Here is a 20801-nt window from a genome sequence, read left to right as displayed (position 1 = left end):
CGGGGTCAGCCGGCGAGAGCGGATCCGCGGATCCGCTCGGGATGGGTGTAGATGTTCATGGTGTCGCCGCGGACGAAACCCGCGAGGGTGAGACCGGATTCCTCGGCCAGATCGACGGCCAGCGAACTGGGCGCCGATACGGCGGCCAGGACCGGAATTCCGGCGAGGACCGCCTTCTGCGCCAGTTCGAACGATGCCCGCCCGCTGACCACCAGGACGAGATCGGACGCCGGGACGCGGTTCTCCCGCAGCGCCCAGCCGATCACCTTGTCCACGGCATTGTGGCGGCCGATGTCCTCGCGCACGGCGAGCAGGGTGCCGTCCGGGGAGAACAGCCCGGCGGCGTGCAGACCCCCGGTGGCGTCGAACAGCGACTGCCTGGCGCGCAATATCTCCGGAAGCCCGGCCGCGACGGCGGCGTCGAGCAGCGGTTCCGGTGGCGGGATGGGATGGCGGCTGCGCAGCCGGATCTCCTTGAGCGCGGTTCGCCCGCACAGCCCGCAGGCGCCGGTGGTCAGGAAGGGCCGGGCCGGAAGCGCGACCGGCGCGCGCAGATCCACGTCGAGCACGTTGTAGGTGTTGCGGCCCTCGTCGTCGGTACCGGCGCAGTAGCGGGCGGCCCGGATATCGGCCGCGTCGGCGATCAGGTTCTCGCCGAACAGGAAACCGTGCACCAGGTCGATATCGTTGCCCGGGGTGCGCATCGTGACGGTGAGCGATTCCCCGCGCACCCGGATCTCCAGGGGTTCTTCGACGGCCAGGGTGTCGGGGCGGATGATCTCGCCGGACGGCGTGATGCGCCGCATCCGGCGTCGCGCGGTGACTCGGCTCATCGCGGCCCGGGCCGGTGGATATGGGCTTCGAGCCGGACGGTGACGGCCTTGGACACCGGGGTATTGGACCGTGCGGCCACATGGTCCAGCGGTACCAGCGGGTTGGTCTCGGGGTAGTAGGCGGCCGCGTTACCGCGCGGAGTGGAGTAGGGGACCACCCGGAAGCCCTCGACCCGGCGTTCCACGCCGTCGGACCATTCCGACACCAGATCGACGAGATCACCGTCGTGGAAACCGAGTTCGGCGATATCGGCGGCATGCACCAGCACCACCCGGCGGCCGTGGTGCACACCTCGGTAGCGGTCGTCGAGCCCGTAGATCGTGGTGTTGTACTGGTCGTGGCTGCGCAGGGTCTGCAGCACCAGCCGGCCCGGCGGGACCGGGACCCAGTGCAGGTCGTTCACCGCGAAATTCGCCTTTCCGGTGGCGGTGCGGAACTCGCGGGCGTCGCGCGGCGGATGCGGGAGAACGAAACCGTTGCGCTGCCGGACCCGCGCGTTGTAGTCCTCGCAGCCGGGGACGACCCGGGCGATCGCGTCGCGGACGCGGTCGTAGTCGTCGCGGAACTCCTCCCAGGGCACCGGATGATCCGGGCCCAGCACGGCGCGGGCGAGTTCGCAGACGATCGCGACCTCGCTGCGCAGTTCGGGCGACACGGGGGTGAGGCGGCCGGTGGACAGATGCACCATCGACATCGAATCCTCGACCGAGACCTGCTGGCGGGCGCCGTCGCGCAGGTCCAGATCGGTGCGGCCCAGGGTGGGCAGGATGAGCGCGGTGGCGCCGTGCACGATATGGCTGCGGTTCAGTTTGGTGGACACCTGGACGGTGAGCGCGCAACTCCGCAGCGCCGCTTCGGTGACCGCGGTGTCCGGGGTGGCGGCGACGAAATTGCCGCCCATCCCGAAGAACACCCTGGCCCGGCCGTCCCGCAGGGCGCGGATGGCGGCCACGGTGTCGTAGCCGTGCGCGCGGGGGCTGGTGATATCGAATTCGCGGTCCAGGGCGGCGAGGAAGGATTCGGGCATCTTCTCCCAGATGCCCATGGTGCGGTCGCCCTGCACATTGGAATGCCCGCGTACCGGGCACACCCCGGCGCCCGGTTTGCCGATCATGCCGCGGGCCAGCAGCAGGTTGGTGGCCTCCTCGATGGTGGCGACCGCATGGGTGTGCTGGGTGAGGCCCATGGCCCAGCACAGGATGGTCTTACCGGATCCGGCCAGCAGCGCGGCGGTGCGGTCGAGGTCGGCCCGGGTGAGGCCGGTCGCCTCGAGCACCGTATCGAGGTCGACGGCCCGGATATGCCGCTCGTATTCGTCGAATCCGGCGGTGTGCGCCTCCAGGAAGGCGCGGTCCAGGACGGTGCCCGGCGCGCGGTCCTCGGTGTCGAAGAGCAGCTTCGCCAGACCCTGGAACAGCGCCATATCGCCGCCGAGCCGGATCTGCAGGAAATCGTCGGCGATATCCACGCCGGTGGTGAGTCCGCGCACGGTCTGTGGATCCCGGAAGCCGATCAACCCGGTCTCCGGCAGCGGATTGATCGCGATGATGCGGGCGCCGGCCTTCTTGGCGTCGGCGAGCGCGCTGAGCATCCGGGGGTGATTGGTGCCCGGGTTCTGCCCGGCCACCAGGATCAGATCGGCGGCGGCGAAATCGTCGATGGTGACCGACCCCTTGCCGATCCCGATCGACGCGGTCAGCGCCGTCCCCGAGGACTCGTGGCACATATTGCTGCAATCGGGCAGGTTGTTGGTGCCGTAACTGCGGACCAGCAGCTGGTACAGGAACGCCGTCTCGTTCGCGGTGCGGCCGGAGGTGTAGAACACCGCCTCGTCCGGAGATTCCAGCTCCCGCAGCTGACCGGCGATCAGGCGGTAGGCGTCGTCCCAGGAGATCGGGGAGTAGTGGGTATCGCCGGGACGCAGCACCATCGGGTGCGTGAGCCGGCCCTGGCGGCCCAGCCAGTAGCCGCTCTTCCCGGCCAGGTCGGCGAGCGAGTGCTCGGCGAAGAATTCCGGCCCCACGGTCTCGAGGGTCGCCTCCTCGCCGACCGCCTTCGCGCCGTTCTCGCAGAATTCGGCGGGCCGGCGGTGGCCGGTCGGTTCGGGCCAGGCGCAGCCCGGACAGTCGAAACCGTGCACCTGGTTCACGCGGGCCAGCGAGCGGGCGGTCCGGACCACCCCCATATCGGAGACGGCCCGCTGCAGAGCGACCCCGACCGCCCGCAGGCCCGCCGCCTGCGTTTTCGGCGGTGTGACGGTGAGTTCCGTCTCGTCGATATCGTCGGCCGGGCTGTTGCGGTGCATACCGCCATTGTGCCCCGGACCCGCCGGCGGCGCGGCCGGGGCACCGCTCAGGACGAGGTGCTGCCGGAATCCTGGTAGGTCAGGACCTGTTCGCTGATCCGGATCCGGCCGCCGGGCGGCAACTCGGTGGGCGACTGGCTGATCCTGGTCCACCGGGGTTCGCCCGGGGTGGAGACGAAGGTGCCCGCGGCGGTCCCGGCGTCGCGCAGGAAAACTTTGCCGGCGTCGACCGCGAGGTAGGCGTGCACCCGGGAGATATGCCGGTCCCGCTGCAGGACCAGCGGCGCGGCCGTGTTGCGGCGCACCGATTCGTCGACCGACGGGCCGCGTCCGATGACGTAGGCGCGATCCAGTGGGTAGGCGGTCCCGTCCTCGGCGACCAGGACCGGGGCGGTGGGGTGCCCGTCGTCGCTCCCGCGCGCACCGTACGGGCGCTCCCGTTCCTTACCGAGCCGGACGGGTTTCGCCTCCGCGCCCGACCGACCCGGCGCCGCCTCCGCACCCGATCGACCCGGCTTCGCCGATACACCGGCCCGGCCCGGGTTCGGCTGCGGGCCGGAGCCGTACGCCTTCGCCGTGGTGCCGGTGCGGGACCGATCGGGCTCGGGGTGGATCCGGACCGGTTCCGCCTTGGCGCGCTGCGCCGGGGCGGCGGACCAGGCCCGGGTCCCCGGTAGCGGCTCCGCGGCCGATTCCGCGAGCCCGGTCGGCGGACCGGAATCCGACTCCGGCTCCGGTTCGGCGGCGGCCAACCCGGCCGGGGCCGTGGCCGCGGGTTCGTACGAGGCCGCGCGGGCCGGCGCGGCGGGCTTGTCGGCGCGTTTGGCGCGGCGCACCGCGGCGTGGATCACGAACCCGCCGCCGGGCACCACCCCGGCGCGCAGGTCGGTGCGCGGATACGGGGTGACTCGGGCCTCGGAGCCGGGACCCACCGCGAGCGTGCGCACCGGATCGCGCAGGATCTCGTCGACCCAGGTGAAGGCGCGCGCACCGACCAGGATCCGCGTGCCCTCGGCACCGGAGACGGCGGCCGACACGGGACCCCGGAGCAGCACGAGCGTGCCGTCGGCGGCCGGGGCCACCAGGCCGAACGGGGGCGGTTCCGATCCGGTTCCGAACACCACGGACGCGAGCCGCTGCGCGATGGCGGCGCCCGGATGTTCCGCGTCCGCCACGGCCTCCACGGCGCCGAGTATCCGCTCGGTGGACGCGTTGGCGCCCACCAGATAGATCACCACCTCACCGAAGCGCGCGACCAGGCCTTCACCCGGCGCGATACCAATGGTGGACGTATCGACGCGCACCCGCGGCTCCTTCCTGGCACAGCACCGGATCCAGCATAGATGCGAACCCGTTACCGGGCGTGTGAGATGGGGGACGACAGGAGCGCCGGTACCGGGCAGGATCACCGCATCGGTCCGGCTCGGGAAAGAGGAGATATGCCGTTCATCGCCGCGAGTGCCGACGGCCGGGCGGGCGCGGGGCGGGGTGGCCGAATCGTCCGATTCGGGACCGGCCCCCGAGAACCGCGGTGCCCCGAGCGGACCGCCTCGTGATCCGCGAGGCGACCGTCACGGATATACCGGTCCTGCGGGATATCGAGGTGCGTGCCGGGCGGCCCTTCGCCGAGGCGGGGATGCCGGCCGTGGCGGACGACGAACCGTTGCCCGCCGAGACGCTGGGCGAATTCGTCCTCGACGGCCGGGCGTGGGTATGGGATCCCGGTGACGGCGTACCGGTGGGGTATCTGATCGCGAGCGTCGTCGACGGGATGGCCCATATCGACCAGGTGTCGGTATCGCCCGAGCTGCGCGGCGCCCGGATCGGGCGGCGGCTCATCGATCACGCGGTGCGCTGGGCCGTCGCCGGGGGACTGCCGGCGATCACTCTCACGACGTTCACCGAAATACCGTGGAACGGGCCCTACTACCGGCGTCTGGGATTCCGGTACCTCGATCCGTCCGAGGAGACACCGCGGCTGCGCGCCCTGCGCGCCGAGGAGGCCGCGCACGGTCTGGACACCTGGCCGCGGGCCTGTATGCGGGCCGAAACCGCGACCTGGCACTACGCCTGATCAGCCGGTCCAGCCGGCCACGGCGGCCTCGGCGGCGGCCTCGGCCGCCGCGCGGTCGGCGGAGACCAGCCCGATCCTGGTGCGGCGGTCCAGGAGATCGCCGGTATCGAGGGCGCCCTCCTGGGTGAGCGACCAGGCGAACTCGGCCCCGATCACATCCAGCCCCGGCGCCACCGGTCCGGCCAGTTCCGGATTCGCCGCGGCCAGCGCGGCCACCGCGGGAGCCTCGGCGCCGTACCGTTCGATCAGCAGCTGCGGCGCTTCGAGCCGGTCGCGGGCGGCTCCGGCCACCGCGCCCGCCAGCGGCAGATCGGTGGTGCGGCACGGTCCGGCGACCAGCCCGCGCCCGGTGACCGCCGCGTCGACCGCGTCCTCGGCCATCTTCCGGTAGGTGGTCAGTTTGCCGCCGACCACCGTGATCACACCGTCCGGAGAGGTGAGTACCGCGTGCTCGCGGGAGATATCGGCGGTGCTGTCGCCCGCGGTCCGCAGCAGCGGGCGCAGGCCGGCGTAGGAGCCGCGGATATCGCTGTGGGTCAACGGGATACGCAGGACTGTGTTCACCGTTTCCAGCAGGAAGCCGACCTCCGATCCGGACGGGCGCGGTGCGTCGGATACCGGGCCCGGCGCGTCCTCGTCGGTCAGTCCCAGATACACCCGGCCGTGCGGGGCGGGCAGCGCGAAGATGAAGCGCCCGACCGTCCCGGGCACCGGAACCGTCAGCGCCGCGGTCAGTCCGCCGAACGCGGCGGCGTCGAAGACGAGATGGGTACCGCGGCTGGGCCGCAGCCGGATACTGGGGTCCACCTGATCCGCCCAGACTCCGGTCGCGTTGATCACCGCGCGGGCGCGGACGGCCAGCGTCTCACCGGTCAGGGTGTCGCGCAGAGTGGCCCGGTCCCCGTGGACCGATTCGGCCGCGACCCGGGTCAGTACCGTCGCGCCCCGCGCCGCCGCCGTCCGCGCCAGCGCGACCACCAGGCGCGCGTCGTCGACGAGCTGTCCGTCCCAGGCCTGCAAACCCCCACGTAACCCGTCGCGCCGCACCGTGGGCGCCAGGCGCAGCGCTTCGGCCCGGGTGACCCGGCGCGACCGCGGAAGCAGCGCGCCCGGCGTGCCCGCACCCGCCCGCAGGGCGTCGCCGGCCAGGAAACCGGCGCGGATGAGTGCGCGGGCCGGGAGGCCGATATCGGGCAGCAGCGGAACCAGTTGCGGGAGCGGCCGCACCAGATGCGGGGCGTTACGGGCCAGCAGGATCCCGCGTTCCACCGCGCTCTCGTGCGCGATCCCGATCTTGCCGCTCGCCAGATAGCGCAACCCGCCGTGCACGAGTTTGGAACTCCACCGGCTGGTGCCGTTGGCCAGATCGGATTTCTCCACGAGAACGGTGCGCAGGCCGCGCGCGGCCGCGTCCAGGGCGACTCCGGTGCCGGTGACGCCGCCGCCGATGACCAGCAGGTCGATCTCGGGGGCGTCGCCGAGGGCGGCGAGTTCGCGGCGGCGGCGCCCGGCGTTGAGCGCGGGACCGGTGTGCGGGGGCGTGGTGTCTGACATCTGCTGGCGGCACGGGGCGGGTCGCCGGACCCGTGCGCTACTCCTTCCGGGACGAGGGGGTGTCGGCGACCGGTGCCGGGGGAGGCCCGGGCGCGAGATAGGCGTCGAGGGCGTGGCGGAGCTCGGTATCCATGGCGTCGTCGTCGAGCAGTTCGGCCACGGTGGCCGCCGACTGCACCGCCGACTGGGCGATCAGCAGCACCATGGCGGCGAGCCGGGCGGGATCCCCGGCCCGGATCGACCCGTCGGCCTGGCCCTCGCCGATCCCGGTGGTGAACAGGTCGAGCAGCTGGCGCTGGTTACGGCCCAGCCGGCCGAACACATAGGTCAGCATCAGATCGGTATCGGTGCGGAAGATCTTGCCGAACAACGGATTCGATCTGACCTCCGCGGCACCGGTCACCACGCCGGTGATCAGCCGCGTACGCGCGGGCCCGGATCCGGGCATGGCGGTGGCGATAATCGCCCGCAGTTCCCGGACCAGGAGTTCACCGATGAGGGCGCGGCTGTCCGGCCAGCGCCGATAGACGGTGGGGCGGCTCACCCCGGCCCGCCGGGCCACCTCGGTGAGTGTCGTTCGCCGGACCCCGAATTCCGCGACGCACTCCCGGGCCGCGTCCAGGATCGTCTGATCGACGGGCGCGGGGCCGGGGTCCGGGAGACCGGTGCCGGTGGACACGGATTCCGCCCTCACTTTCGGGACCGCTGAGTTACTGCTTGACAGAATATGTCAAACTGTAACGCATGACCACACGGCGCGGCCAGACCGAGCACGACCCGAGTGACGCCGACGGGCCCCACGGCACCGACCGGCCGGATATGGTGTGGGATGCCTGGGGCGTCCCTGCGGGCCGGACCACCTTGTCCGAGCAGATCCGCGGTCTGCTCACCCAGGTGTTCGGAGTCTCGGGGGAGCTCGCGGCGCGTCGCGATGAGGGCGACGTGGCGCTGCGCCCGCTGGTCCTGTCCGAGGACCGGCGGGCCGGTCTCACCGATATCGTCGGCGCCGGGCATCTCGGCACCACCGCGGCCGAACGACTCCGGCACGCGGGCGGGAAGAGCACACTCGACCTGCTGCGACGCCGCGAAACCTCCCCCCAGGACGCACCGGACGCGGTGGTGTACCCGGCCGATCACGGGCAGGTGGCCGCCGTGCTCGCCTACTGTTCCGAGCAGGGGATCGCCGTGGTCCCGTTCGGCGGCGGCACCAGCGTGGTCGGCGGGGTGGACCCGGTGCGCGGGCGGTTCGACACCGTGATCGCGCTGGACCTGCGCCGCCTCGACGCGCTGCTGGCCTGCGACCCGGTCTCCGGGACCGCCACCTTCGGCGCCGGCGTCACCGGTCCGCGCGCCGAGGAACTGCTCGCCGCGCACGGACTGTCCCTGGGACACTTTCCGCAGAGCTTCGAATTCGCCAGTATCGGCGGGTTCGCCGCGACCCGGTCCTCAGGGCAGGCGTCGGCCGGATACGGGCGTTTCGACGATATGGTCCAGCACCTCGTGGTCGCCACACCGACCGGAACCGTGGAGCTGGGCCGCGGGCCCGCCTCCGCCGCCGGTCCGGATCTACGGGAGCTGTTCGTGGGCTCCGAGGGCGCCCTCGGCGTGCTGACCGAAGTCACCGTCCGGGTGCATCCGCGTCCCGAAACCACCGCGCATATGGCCTGGTCGTTCCCTGATTTCACGACGGGCGCCGCCGCCCTGCGCAGCGTGGTGCAAACCGGCGCGGCCCCGACCGTGCTGCGGCTTTCCGACGAGGCCGAAACCGGGCTGAACCTGGCCCGCGCCGGCGATATCGGCGGCGCGCCCGTCGCGGGATGTCTCGCGGTCACCACCTTCGAGGGCACCGAAGCGCATGTCGCCGCGCGCAGCGCGGAAGCGGCCGAGGTGCTGCGTGCTGCGGGCGCAACGGAATTGGGTCCCGGGCCCGCGCGGGACTGGGAGCACGGGCGCTTCGCCGCCCCCTACCTGCGCGACGCGCTGCTCGACGCCGGGGTGCTGTGCGAAACCCTGGAGACCGCCACCACCTGGGCCCGGTTGAGCGAACTGAAAGCCGGGGTCACCGCCGCGCTCACCGAAACACTCACCGCCCAGGGAACTCCCGCGCTGGTCATGTGCCATATCTCGCATACCTACCCGACCGGCGCGTCGCTGTACTTCACGGTGGTCGCGAAACTGCTCGACGAACCGATCGCACAGTGGCGTGCCGCGAAACAGGCGGCCGGAGACGCCATCGCCGCGGTGGGCGCGACCATCACCCACCACCACGCGGTCGGCGCCGATCACCGGGCCTGGCTGCCGGGCGAGATCGGCGACGTGGGTATCCGGATCCTGCGCGCGGTGAAACGCGAAATCGACCCGGCCGGAATCCTCAACCCTGGCACACTGCTGCCATGAGCGACGCCGATCGCCCCGGGGCCGATACCCGTACCGTGCGCTCGGTCGCCGTGGTGACCAACCCGTCGTCCGGCCAGGGCAGGGCCCGGGAGGCCGCCGCCACCGTGATCGAGCGGCTCGGCGGCGCCGATATCGACGTCCTCGAAATCCACGAACCCTCCGCCGCGGGCACCCGCCGCCGGGTGGGGGAGATCCTCGCCGGCGATGCCCCCGATGTGGTGGTGTGCGTCGGCGGCGACGGCCTGGTCAACACGATCCTCGAACCCCTCGCGCACAGCGGCGTCCCGCTGGCGCTGGTCCCGGCCGGTACCGGTAACGACCTGGCCCGCGAACTCGGAATCGGCGACGACCCGCATCCGGCCGCCGATCTGATCCGGTACGGGCGGACCCGCACCATCGACCTGGGCCGGCTGGAACCCGCGGACCACGAACCGATGTGGTTCGCCACCGTCACCTGCACCGGTTTCGACGCACGGGTGACCCTGCGCGCCAACCGGATGCGCTACCCGCGGGGCCGGCTGCGCTACACCTTCGCCGCGGTCGCCGAGATCGCGCACGGAACCGCCGTCCCCTACCGGATAGAACTCGACGGCGGCGATCGATCCGGCGCCGTCATCGAAACCGAGGCCCTGCTGGCGGCGGTCGGCAACACCACCACCTACGGCGGCGGCATGCTCATCTGCCCCGATGCCCGGTGCGACGACGGCCTGCTCGACCTGACGGTCGTCGGCAAGGTCTCACACGCGGAAATGCTGCGGATCCTGCCCGCGCTCTCGGCGGGCAAACGGATCGAGCACCCCGCCGTGAGCCAATACCGGGCGCGGTCACTCCGGCTCGACGCCCCCGGCGCCCCGGCCACCGCCGACGGCGAACCCGCGGGCCGGCTACCACTGACGGTGCGGATCGCACCGGCGGCGCTGACGGTCCTCACCCCCTGACCCCGGTCAGGCGGCGAACCGCACCTCACGCAACCGGTCGGCCGCACGCCGGTCCAGCAGCACCACCGACGCCGGCGCCGGATGCAGCCCGGTACCGTCCTCCACCCTGCGCACCAGGCGTCTCCACCGCCACACATGCCAGTGGAACGAGGCCCGCCCCACCCGCCGCCCGCGCGCGAACTGACCCGCCCGCGCCGATTCCGCCGGCACATCGAGCAGCACCATATGCAGTTCACGCCCGTGCCGCAGCGCCCAGCGGGCCAGCATCCGGCGCGTGAAATCGACAGTGCCGCAATCGTGGATCACCACCGGGCCGTGATGGTCACGCAAAGCGATCCAGATCCGGTTGAAATGCACCACGTGCACCACCGGACGCCACAGCGGATAGGGCAACCACGACAGCCGGGGCCGCCACGAGTTACGGGCCTGGATCGAATCGAAAACCAGCGACCCGTCCGGCCCTGGAGAAGCGTGCTCGGCATCCGGCCCGGCACCGAAAAGCCTGCGCAACGCGGTGCTCTTACCGGCACCGGGTATACCGGCGAAGATCACCGCCGCGGACGCCGGATACCGCAGCGACCCCGCGTGCCGGCCGCGTAGATCGTCGAGGCCACAGGGGCGGAGGATTTCCGAATCCGATTCCGGTAGGACGGATTCGGTCGGATACAGCGGCACTGAATCGAGCGGGGGGTTCACCCCGTCCAGGGTCCCCAGTGTGACCGATTTCGGCAAGATGTGAGCTTCCACCGGACATTCGGACCCTTCTGTGGGGCCCCGCGGTCCACACCCCTGGCCCGTCCGTGACCTGAGAATATCCGTGCTCAAGCTGAGAATTGCTTATGGATTGGCGGCGATGGCCCGGAACGGCGGTAGTCTGTCTGGTGTAGGCGGAGTCTTCGGTGTCCCTCATCCACCGAAGGCTCCGCCTCTCTGTTACATGGAGCGGCTCCGCCGCTCGAGGTTCGGCCCTCCTGAGCGTCTGCTGTCAGCGCTCGAGACTCGTGGCTTCGCCACATGCGCTTCGAGCGCTGACAGCAGACGCGGGCCGAACCTTTTCTCGAACCGGTAGGCCCAGGGCAGTCACCGGTAGGCCCAGGGCAGCGACCCACGGCCCGGGAAGGCGACAGCTGAGCGGGTCACCAGGATGTGACGTTCTGGAAGGGTGTGGATTCCCGAGCGCGTCCTCCACATTTACCTCCGGGGTCACCTACGCCGGGGCGGGGCCCGCCCCGGTTCTGGAGCGACCAGAGGGAGGGAGCGCAGCGACCGACCGCCGGGAGTGAAGAACCGGGGTTAATAGGGCCCCGCCCTCGAGGCGCGGAGCGTCTCCAATATTCCAGCCCCCGATCTGCCGGTCTTCTGGCGGGGCCAATACCATTAGGCGCGTGACCAGCGCAGCCCCTGACAACACGCGTAATCGTGCCGATGCCCTCCCCAAGAGCTGGAATCCCGGCGAGGTGGAGGCCGACCTGTACGAGCGCTGGGTAGCGGCGGGTTATTTCACGGCGGACCCGGGCAGCGACGCGCCCGCGTATTCGATCGTGCTGCCGCCGCCGAATGTCACGGGGACCCTGCATATGGGGCATGCCCTGGACCACACCTTGATGGACACCCTGGCTCGCCGGAAGCGGATGCAGGGGTTCGAGGTGTTGTGGCTGCCGGGGATGGACCATGCGGGGATCGCCACCCAGACGGTGGTGGAGAAGCAGCTCGCGGTCGACGGTAAGACCAAAGAGGATTTCGGGCGCGAACTGTTCGTGCAGAAGGTCTGGGACTGGAAGCGCGAATCGGGTGGCGCGATCCAGTGGCAGATGCGGGCCCTCGGCGACAGTGTGGACTGGTCGCGGGATCGGTTCACGATGGACGAGGGTCTGTCGCGGGCCGTGCAGACCATCTTCAAACGGCTCTTCGACGCGGGCCTGATCTATCGGGCCGAGCGGCTGGTGAACTGGTCGCCGGAACTGCGTACCGCGATTTCCGATATCGAGGTGAAATACGAAGAGGTGCCGGGCGAACTGGTGTCGCTGCGGTACGGGTCGCTGGACGATTCCGAACCGCATGTGGTGGTCGCCACCACCCGGGTGGAGACCATGCTCGGTGATACCGCGGTCGCGGTGCATCCCGAGGACGCGCGCTATCGCGCGTTGATCGGCACCACGCTGGAGCATCCGATCACCGGCCGGCGGATCCCGATCATCGCCGACGATTACGTCGATCCCGAGTTCGGTTCCGGTGCGGTGAAGATCACGCCCGCCCACGACCCCAACGACTTCGAGATGGGGCTGCGGCACAACCTGCCGATGCCCACGATCATGGACGAACGGGGCCGGATCACCGGTACCGGTACCGAATTCGACGGAATGGATCGTTTCGAGGCCCGGGTGAAGGTCCGCGAGCGGCTGGCCACCGAGGGCCGGATCGTCGCGGAGAAACGTCCTTATCTGCACAGTGTCGGGCATTCCGAGCGCAGCGGGGAGGCGATCGAGCCGCGGCTGTCCATGCAGTGGTGGGTGAAGGTCGAGGAACTGGCCAAGGCCGCGGGCGACGCGGTGCGCAACGGCGATACGGTGATCCATCCGCCGAGCCAGGAACCGCGCTGGTTCGACTGGGTCGACGATATGCACGACTGGTGTATCTCGCGGCAGCTGTGGTGGGGTCACCGCATTCCGATCTGGTACGGGCCCGAGGGCGAGGTCGTGTGCGTCGGACCCGACGAGGAGGCGCCGCAGGGATGGGTGCAGGACCCGGATGTGCTCGACACCTGGTTCTCGTCCGGGTTGTGGCCGTTCTCCACCATGGGCTGGCCCGACGCGACCCCGGAACTGGCCAAGTTCTATCCGACCAGCGTGCTGGTGACCGGCTACGACATCCTGTTCTTCTGGGTGGCCCGGATGATGATGTTCGGCACGTTCGTCTCCGGCGACGATGTCGTCACCACCGGTAAGGGTGGGCAGTATCAGGTTCCGTTCAAGGATGTGTTCCTGCACGGCCTGATCCGCGACCAGTTCGGCAAGAAGATGTCGAAGTCGCGCGGTAACGGCATCGACCCGCTGGACTGGATCAACGATTACGGCGCCGACGCGCTGCGTTTCACCCTGGCGCGTGGTGCCCAGCCCGGCGGCGATCTGTCGGTGGGCGAACCGCATGCGCTCGCGTCGCGCAGTTTCGTCACCAAACTGTTCAACGCCACCAAGTTCGCGCTGATGAACGGCGCCCGCCCCGGTGATCTGCCGCCGCGCGATTCGCTCACCGACGCCGACCGCTGGATCGTCGACCGGCTCGGTGAGGTGCTGGCCGAGGTGGACGCCGCGTTCGACGCCTACGAGTTCGGCAAGGCCTGCGAGGCGCTGTATCACTTCGCCTGGGACGAGCTCTGCGACTGGTACCTGGAACTGTCGAAGGTCCAGTTCGCCGAGAGCGAGGAGCGGGCCGAATCCACCCGGGTCGTGCTGGGCGCGGTGCTGGACTCGGTGCTGCGGCTGCTGCACCCGGTCATCCCGTTCGTCACCGAATCGCTGTGGCTGGCGCTGACCGGGGCCGAATCGGTGGTGATCGCCGACTGGCCGCAGCCGACCGGCGTGCCCGCCGATACCGCCGCCACGCAGCGGGTCACCGATCTGCAGCGGCTGATCACCGAGATCCGCCGCTTCCGCAGCGATCAGGGGCTCAACGACAAGCAGAAGGTTTCCGCGCGGGTTCTCGGACTCGACGCCGCCGGTCTGGCCCATCTGCATCCCGAGGTGAGCGCGCTGGGCCGGCTCACCGAGCCGGCCGCGGATTTCGCGGCCACCGCCTCGGTGGAGGTGCGGTTGAGCGCGACGACGGTAACCGTCGAGGTGGACACCTCGGGCACGGTGGACCTCGAGGCCGAGCGGCGGCGCCTGGAGAAGGATCTGGCGGCCGCGCAGAAGGAACTGAGCGGCACCGACGCCAAGCTCGGCAACGAATCGTTCCTGGCCAAGGCGCCCGAACCGGTGGTCGACAAGATCCGTACCCGGCGCTCGGTCGCCGCCGCCGAGGTCGAGCGGATCGGGGCGCGGCTGGCCGAACTGAGCGGCAAATGAACGCCGGCGAGGATTATCCCGAGGGCGGCCAGGGCGGCGCCGGGCTCGGCACCGGTCCGTCGCCGGTGGAGCTGGCGGAGATGGCGCTGGTCGAGGCCGAACTCGATAAGCGGTGGCCGGAAACCAAGATCGAACCGTCGCTGACCCGGATCGCGACCCTGATGGATGTGCTGGGGTCGCCGCAGCGCGGCTATCCGGCGATCCATATCGCCGGCACCAACGGCAAGACCTCGGTCACCCGGATGATCGACGCCCTGCTCACCGCGCTGCACCGCCGGACCGGCCGGTTCACCAGCCCGCATCTGCAGCTGGCGACCGAGCGGATCAGTATCGACAACCGGCCCATCTCACCCGCGCAGTACGTGGAGCTGTACCGGGAGATGCAGCCCTATATCGAGATGATCGACGCCCAGTCCGAAACCGCGGGCGGGCCGCCGATGAGCAAATTCGAGGTGCTCACCGCCATGGCCTTCGCGGCGTTCGCCGAGGCGCCGGTGGATGTGGCGGTCGTGGAGACCGGGATGGGCGGCAGCTGGGACGCCACCAATGTGATCGACGGACAGGTCGCGGTGATCACCCCGATCGGCCTCGACCACACCGACTACCTGGGCCCGGACCTGACCTCCATCGCGGGGGAGAAGGCCGGAATCATCAAACGCGCCACCGAATCGCTGGTGCCCACCGATACCGTCGCGATCATCGCCGAACAGGACCCCGAGGCCCTGGAGGTGCTGTTGCGCCGCGCTGTCGAGGTCGACGCCGCGGTGGCCCGCGCCGGTTCGGAGTTCCGGGTGCTGGGCCGCAAGATCGCCGTCGGCGGTCAGCAACTCGAACTGCAGGGCCTCGGCGGGGTGTACGACGAGATCTTCCTGCCGTTGCACGGCGAGCATCAGGCCCACAACGCGGCCCTCGCGCTGGCCGCCGTCGAGGCGTTCTTCGGGGCCGGCGCCCAGCGTCAGCTCGATATCGAGGCGGTCCGGGCGGGCTTCGCCGAGGTCAGCAGCCCTGGACGGCTGGAACGGATGCGTAACGCGCCCACCCTGTTCATCGACGCCGCCCACAACCCCGCCGGCGCCGCGGCGCTGGCGGCCACCCTCACGGCGGAATTCGACTTCCGGAAACTGGTCGGGGTGGTCGCGGTGCTCGGTGACAAGGACGCCGCCGGAATCCTGGACGCCCTCGAACCGGTGTTCGACGAGATCGTCGTCACCACCAACGGCTCGCCCCGTGCCCTGCCGGTCGAACGGCTCGCCGATCTCGCGGTCCAGCGCTTCGGCGACGAACGCGTGGTCACCGCGGCCGGTCTGCCCGATGCCCTGGAAACTGCCGTGGCCCTCGCGGAGGAGGTCGGTGACTCCGGGGAGATGGTGTCGGGGGCCGGTGTCGTCGTCACCGGCTCGGTGGCCACGGCCGGCGCCGCCCGTGCCCTGTTCGGTAGGACACCGGCGTGAAGACCCGAGACCTCGGGGGCTCCGATCCCGCGGCGCCGGAGGCGCCGCCAGAACTAAGGACCGCTGTATGAGCCAGCCCGACCCCGGCTCCGAGCCGACGGCCCCGGCCCCGCCCGACCCGTGGAAGGGACTGCGCGGGGTGATGGCGGGGACGCTGGTGCTGGAGGCGATCACGGTGCTGCTGGCCCTGCCGGTGGTCGCCGATATCGCCGGGGGGATCACCTGGGTGTCGGGGACCTATCTGGTGGTGCTGGCGGTGGTGATGTTCGCCGGCGCGGGGCTGCAGCGGCGGTCGTGGGCCATCCCGTTCAACCTGGGACTGCAGGTCCTGGTGCTGGCCGGTGGGGTGTTCCATGTGTCGATCGCGGTGATCGGGGTCGTCTTCCTGCTGGTGTGGGCGATCATCCTGCTGTTGCGCGCCGATGTGAAGCGCAGGCTCGAGGAGGGCACGCTGCCGAGCCAGCGCACCGGGGGCGCCGCACCCCGGTGACCGGCCGCGCTCCTCGGCGGGGCGGGCGGATGCGGGCCACCGGGCCGGTCTGGTTAGGCTGACCGCGTGACAGAGCAGACATTGATTCTGATCAAACCGGACGGCGTGGCTCGCGGGTATGTCGGCGAGGTGCTGAGCCGGGTCGAGCGGAAGGGTCTCACCATCGCGGCCCTGGAGCTCAAGCAGGTCTCCGAGGAACTGGCGGGCGCCCACTACGCCGAGCACGCCGAGAAGCCGTTCTTCGGTTCGCTGATCGAGTTCATCACCTCCGGCCCGGTCGTGGCCGCCGTTCTCGAGGGGCCGCGGGCGATCGCGGCGTTCCGGCAGCTGGCCGGCGGTACCGATCCGGTGGAGAAGGCCGTGCCCGGCAGTATCCGCGGTGACCTGGCTCTCGAGACCCAGTCGAATCTGGTCCACGGATCGGACTCGCCCGACTCCGCCAAGCGTGAAATCGCGCTCTGGTTCCCCGAATTCCCCCTCTGATCACTGCCCGGTGACGGGCGGGCAGTCCCCGTGCGAGTGCCTCGCGCAGCGCCATGGCGAACACCTGGCGCACGGTGTGGGATACTGGTACTCGGCCGTACTCGACAGTGGGTTCGGCCGGATGACACACTGCGGAACGATGCCGCCATCGCTGCCGCGGACGTACGGCCGGATTTCTCGGCCGCGTCTGCCCGGCGCGCTGGACGAGTGCTCGCCCCGCGGAGTTCAGCCATATGCCAGGCGCCGCGTGGCCAGTTAGCCCGTCCGACGTTCGATAGTGGAGATAACCGGGCACGCGGGGCGAGACCATTGACTTCGTGCCAACCGCGCGAGGCAGACGGATAGCGCCCCCGCGACGGCCGCGTCACTCGATGAGGAACGCGCCCGGGGGCCCGAGGAGACTTCGTGGCCGATCAAGAGCCGCTGGACACAACATCACAGGACGACGATCACTTGCCGGAGCGAATCCGAGTACATGCCCTCGCCAAGCGTCTGGGCGTGACCAGTAAACGCATCCTGGCCAAACTCAGCGAACTGGGGACGGAAGTTCGTAGTCCGCAGTCGAGCGTGGACCGGGCCGTCGCGGAGTCGGTCCGCGAATCACTGACCACCCCCAACCTGACCCCCGCCGAGCCGGGCCTGTTCGACGCCGCCGGCGCTTCCGCCGACAGCGTTCCCGCGGGTACCCCGGCCGCCGCGGCACCGGAGCCCGCGCCCGAGCGGACTCCCGCCGCTGCGCCCGGCACCGGGTCCGGGCAAATCCCGAGCATCGGCACGGCCTCCGCCGGAGCACCCGCCGCCGCTGCGCCCGAGGCCGGGGTGACGCCGGACGCTCCCGCACGGGAAACCACCGCTGCCGGGTCCGCGGAGCCGCCGGCCCCCGCAGCGGCCGCCGCCGAACCCACGGCCACGGGTACGGCCGCCCCGGCGGACCGTCGCACCGGGACGGAATCGGCCGCGCCCGCGCCGGCGGATACCCCGGGCGAGGCGACCTCCGTATCCGCGTCGGCCACCGAGACCGGCGCACCGGACGCTCCCGCCGCACCGCCGCCGCCCGCGTTCACCGCCGCGAACCTGTTCGCCAGCCCGGTGCCCGAGACGTCCGCGATCACCGAACCCGTCGTGTTCGAAGCGGCTGTCGTCGCGGCCCCGCTGTTCCTCTCGCCGGATGCCGCGGCGGTCCAGGAACTGCGCCGGCGCCGGAAGGCCGAACAGGAGCCCGAGGCCGAGCCGGAGCCCGCCGGCAGCGATACCGAATCCGAATCCGAGTCCGATGCGGACGATCAGTCCGAGCAGGGCGACGGCGACTCCGACGATCAGCCGCGCCGCCGCCGCCGGGGCCGCCGTGGCCGGGGCCGGGGCCGGGGCGAACAGCAGTCCGATTCCGAGGGCGATGCCGATTCCGAGGGTTCGGAGCCGGAGGGCGATACCGCCGAGGAGTCCGACGAGAAACAGGCGAGCGCCGAGGACACCGGGTCCGAGGAGTCCGGCGCCGACGAGTCCGGTGGCGGCGACGAATCCGACGGTGGCGGCAGCCGCCGCCGGCGCCGGCGCCGGCGGCGCAAGGTCGCGGGCGAGTCCGGGGAGTCGGAATCCGCCGACGACGACCCGCCCAACACCGTCGTCCACGAGCGCGAACCACGGAACAAGACCCGCGCCCGCGCGGCCTCCGACGAGGTCCAGGGCATCAGCGGGTCCACCCGGCTGGAGGCCAAACGCCAGCGTCGCCGCGACGGCCGCGAGGCCGGCCGGCGCCGCCCGCCGATTCTCACCGAATCGGAGTTCCTGGCACGGCGCGAAGCCGTGGACCGGGTGATGGTGGTCCGGGAGAAGGAGTTCCCCGGGCATCCGGCGGCCACCCAGGTCGCGGTGCTCGAGGACAACATCCTGGTCGAGCACTTCGTCACCAGCACCGGCTCGGCGTCCATGGTCGGCAACGTCTACCTGGGCAAGGTGCAGAATGTGCTGCCCAGCATGGAGGCGGCGTTCGTCGATATCGGCCGCGGCCGCAACGGTGTGCTGTACGCGGGTGAGGTCAACTGGGAGGCCGCCGGGCTCGGCGGCCGGGAACGCAAGATCGAGCAGGCCCTCAAACCCGGTGATCAGGTTCTGGTCCAGGTGAGCAAGGACCCGGTCGGGCACAAGGGCGCCCGGCTGACCACTCAGATCAGCCTGGCCGGCCGGTTCCTGGTGTACGTACCGGGCGGCACCTCCACCGGGATCAGCCGCAAACTGCCCGATACCGAGCGCAAACGGCTCAAGGAGATCCTGCGCGAGATCGTGCCCGCCGACGCGGGCGTCATCATCCGGACCGCGTCGGAGGGGGTCAGCGAAGCGGAACTGACCCGCGATGTCGAAAGGTTGCAGGCCGCCTGGCGCACGATCACCGCGGCCGCGGAGGGCGAGTCGAACGCGCCCAAGACCCTCTACGAGGAGCCCGATCTCCTGGTCAAGGTGGTCCGCGACCTGTTCAACGAGGATTTCTCGAAGCTGGTGATCGAGGGCGAACGGTCCTGGAACACGGTCGAGAGCTATATCGGCACCGTCGCGCCGGACCTGCTCGCCCGGGTCTCCCGGCACGACAGCGCCGGTGCGGATGTCTTCGAGACCTACCGGATCGACGAACAGCTGGCCAAGGCGCTGGATCGCAAGGTGTGGCTGCCCTCCGGCGGCACGCTGGTGATCGACCGTACCGAGGCGATGACGGTGGTCGACGTGAACACCGGCAAGTTCACCGGTTCCGGCGGCGGCAATCTCGAGGAGACCGTCACCCGCAACAACCTGGAGGCCGCCGAGGAGATCGTGCGGCAGATGCGGCTGCGCGATATCGGCGGCATGATCGTGGTCGACTTCATCGATATGGTGCTCGAGTCCAACCGCGACCTGGTGTTGCGGCGGCTCACCGAAGCCCTGGGCCGTGACCGCACCCGGCATCAGGTATCCGAGGTGACCTCGCTGGGCCTGGTGCAGATGACCCGCAAGAAGCTGGGGACCGGGCTGGTGGAGGCCTTCTCCACCACCTGTGAGCACTGCCACGGGCGGGGCATCCTGGTGCACAGCTACCCGGTGGAGACCGGCGGCTCGGAGGACGGCGGCGGCCGCGGCCGTGAATCGGGTTCGCGCCGGCGCCGCAACCGCGACAAATCCGCCGCCGCACCGGCCGCTCAGGCCGCGGCGCCCGCACCGGCCGCCGAGGTGTCGGAGGAGGACGCGGCAGCCAAGCGCGCGCATCCGGTGGCGCTGGCGATGGCGGCCCACCACGACGACGACACGGACGGGTCCGGCTCCGAGACGGCCGGACGGCAGGTCGCGGAGACCGGAGCCGATACCGCCGGTGGCGCCGAGACCACGTCCGAGGCCACCGGATCCGGCCCGGCTCCGGCCACCGAGGGCGCGGCCGAAGCGGCTCCCGAACCACGGCGCCGCCGCGGCCGGGTCCGCCGGTCCGCCGGGGCCGCGGGCACGTCCGCCGATCGCCCGGCCGCCGAGCGCAACGGCAGCGGAGCGCATACCGACACCGCGGCGGAGGCGCACCCGACGGCCGCTTCCACGGACAGGGAGCCCGCGGCCGCTACCGCGGTAGAGGCGGTTGCCCCCGCGACCGCTTCGGCGGAAGCGGAGACCGTCACCCGGGCGAGCGACGAGACCGACTCGTCCCTCGCCTCGGAACCGGCGGCCGAACCCGTCCGGGAGACCGCCGCTCCGGAAACCGCTCCCGCGGAGTCCGGTGCCGCCGCCACCGCGGTCGGCTCGAACGGTGTGGCGTCCGCTCCCGCCGCGGCGCCGGAAACGGCCGTCACCGAGCCGGTGGAGCCGGTCGCCGCACCGGCCGCCACGGAATCCGGGCAGGCCCCCGCCGCCGGCGCCCGGCGGGGACGCCGCCGGGTCGCGCGCTCGACCTCCGCTCCGGCCGCCGACAGCGCGGGCGCGGTGTTCGTGCTCTCCGCGCAGGAACAGCCGGCGGCGCCGGTGGTCGATTTCGCAGCCGAGCCGGTCGAGGCCGAGGTGCCCGCTCCCCGGGTACGCCGCCGGGCCGCCGGTCGTCCGGCCGGGCCGCCGGTCGACGAGGACTGAACGCGGCCGCCGATTCGTCACCGGCAGCGCCCGGCCCGGAAGGGGCCGGGCGCTGCCGCGTTCCGCCCGGTAGGGAGACCTGCGTCACCCCAGTGCGCGCCCGGCCGGGATACCGCGCGGGCTCGGCGGCGGCACAG

Annotated in this window: 14 protein-coding genes; 8 read left to right on the top strand and 6 right to left on the bottom strand. The window is 71.2% G+C overall.

The annotated features are described in order from the left end of the window. Positions 1-5 precede the first annotated feature (5 nt). From fdhD to ACZ6SF_RS27190, 3 genes are read right to left on the bottom strand one after another with little or no spacing between them, the layout of a single operon-like run. Positions 6-833 (bottom strand): formate dehydrogenase accessory sulfurtransferase FdhD, encoded by an 828-nt coding sequence (fdhD, locus tag ACZ6SF_RS27200; RefSeq protein WP_466065712.1) that lies wholly within the window; start codon positions 831-833, stop codon positions 6-8. Continuing rightward, positions 830-3139 (bottom strand): FdhF/YdeP family oxidoreductase, encoded by a 2310-nt coding sequence (locus ACZ6SF_RS27195; protein ID WP_466065710.1) that lies wholly within the window; start codon positions 3137-3139, stop codon positions 830-832. The genes fdhD and ACZ6SF_RS27195 overlap by 4 nt, the downstream gene beginning before the upstream one ends. Before the next feature lie 47 nt (positions 3140-3186). After that, positions 3187-4443 (bottom strand): FHA domain-containing protein, encoded by a 1257-nt coding sequence (locus tag ACZ6SF_RS27190; protein ID WP_466065709.1) that lies wholly within the window; start codon positions 4441-4443, stop codon positions 3187-3189. Positions 4444-4691: 248 nt separating this feature from the next. Here ACZ6SF_RS27190 and ACZ6SF_RS27185 point away from each other — a divergent pair, with 248 nt between their 5' ends. Next, positions 4692-5213, top strand: a complete 522-nt coding sequence (locus ACZ6SF_RS27185) for a GNAT family N-acetyltransferase (protein ID WP_466065707.1) — start codon at positions 4692-4694, stop codon at positions 5211-5213. On the opposite strand, the gene ACZ6SF_RS27180 is transcribed toward ACZ6SF_RS27185, so the two are convergent. Beyond that, positions 5214-6767 carry a glycerol-3-phosphate dehydrogenase/oxidase gene (locus tag ACZ6SF_RS27180; protein WP_466065705.1) on the bottom strand — a complete coding sequence of 518 codons (1554 nt, stop codon included), beginning with the start codon at positions 6765-6767 and terminating at the stop codon, positions 5214-5216. 37 nt (positions 6768-6804) lie between these two features. Beyond that, entirely contained in the window at positions 6805-7446 is a 642-nt protein-coding gene (locus ACZ6SF_RS27175) for a TetR/AcrR family transcriptional regulator (protein ID WP_466065703.1), read from the bottom strand. A 140-nt stretch (positions 7447-7586) separates the two neighbouring features. On the opposite strand from ACZ6SF_RS27175, the gene ACZ6SF_RS27170 reads away from it, so the two are divergent. Both ACZ6SF_RS27170 and ACZ6SF_RS27165 read left to right on the top strand, forming a co-directional pair. After that, complete coding sequence (locus ACZ6SF_RS27170; RefSeq protein ID WP_466066159.1) at positions 7587-9164, top strand: FAD-binding oxidoreductase; 1578 nt, start codon at positions 7587-7589, stop codon at positions 9162-9164. Further along, entirely contained in the window at positions 9161-10102 is a 942-nt protein-coding gene (locus ACZ6SF_RS27165; RefSeq protein WP_466065701.1) for a diacylglycerol kinase family protein, read from the top strand. The genes ACZ6SF_RS27170 and ACZ6SF_RS27165 overlap by 4 nt, the downstream gene beginning before the upstream one ends. Before the next feature lie 6 nt (positions 10103-10108). Here the strand turns inward: ACZ6SF_RS27165 and ACZ6SF_RS27160 are convergent, their stop codons facing one another. Further along, positions 10109-10834, bottom strand: coding sequence for an AAA family ATPase (locus ACZ6SF_RS27160; RefSeq protein WP_466065699.1), 726 nt, complete (start codon positions 10832-10834; stop codon positions 10109-10111). A 653-nt stretch (positions 10835-11487) separates the two neighbouring features. Here ACZ6SF_RS27160 and ACZ6SF_RS27155 point away from each other — a divergent pair. The 5 genes from ACZ6SF_RS27155 (at position 11488) to ACZ6SF_RS27135 (ending at position 20664) form a co-directional block, all read left to right on the top strand. Beyond that, entirely contained in the window at positions 11488-14166 is a 2679-nt protein-coding gene (locus tag ACZ6SF_RS27155; protein WP_466065697.1) for a valine--tRNA ligase, read from the top strand. Beyond that, a complete protein-coding gene (gene folC, locus ACZ6SF_RS27150) occupies positions 14163-15617 on the top strand; it encodes a bifunctional tetrahydrofolate synthase/dihydrofolate synthase (protein WP_466065696.1) in 1455 nt (484 codons plus the stop codon). The genes ACZ6SF_RS27155 and folC overlap by 4 nt, the downstream gene beginning before the upstream one ends. A 67-nt stretch (positions 15618-15684) precedes the next feature. Continuing rightward, positions 15685-16107: a DUF4233 domain-containing protein gene (locus tag ACZ6SF_RS27145; RefSeq protein ID WP_466065694.1), complete on the top strand. Its 423-nt coding sequence runs from the start codon at positions 15685-15687 to the stop codon at positions 16105-16107. Between the two features lie 66 nt (positions 16108-16173). After that, the gene (gene ndk, locus ACZ6SF_RS27140) at positions 16174-16590 is read left to right on the top strand and encodes a nucleoside-diphosphate kinase (RefSeq protein ID WP_466065693.1); all 417 of its coding nucleotides are present in this window, start codon (positions 16174-16176) and stop codon (positions 16588-16590) included. A 405-nt stretch (positions 16591-16995) separates the two neighbouring features. Continuing rightward, positions 16996-20664: a translation initiation factor IF-2 N-terminal domain-containing protein gene (locus ACZ6SF_RS27135; protein WP_466065691.1), complete on the top strand. Its 3669-nt coding sequence runs from the start codon at positions 16996-16998 to the stop codon at positions 20662-20664. The last annotated feature ends 137 nt before the right edge of the window (positions 20665-20801 follow it).

It is taken from the genome of Nocardia sp. NPDC049935 (assembly GCF_055586645.1).
This window is presented reverse-complemented; position numbering and strand designations above follow the sequence as displayed.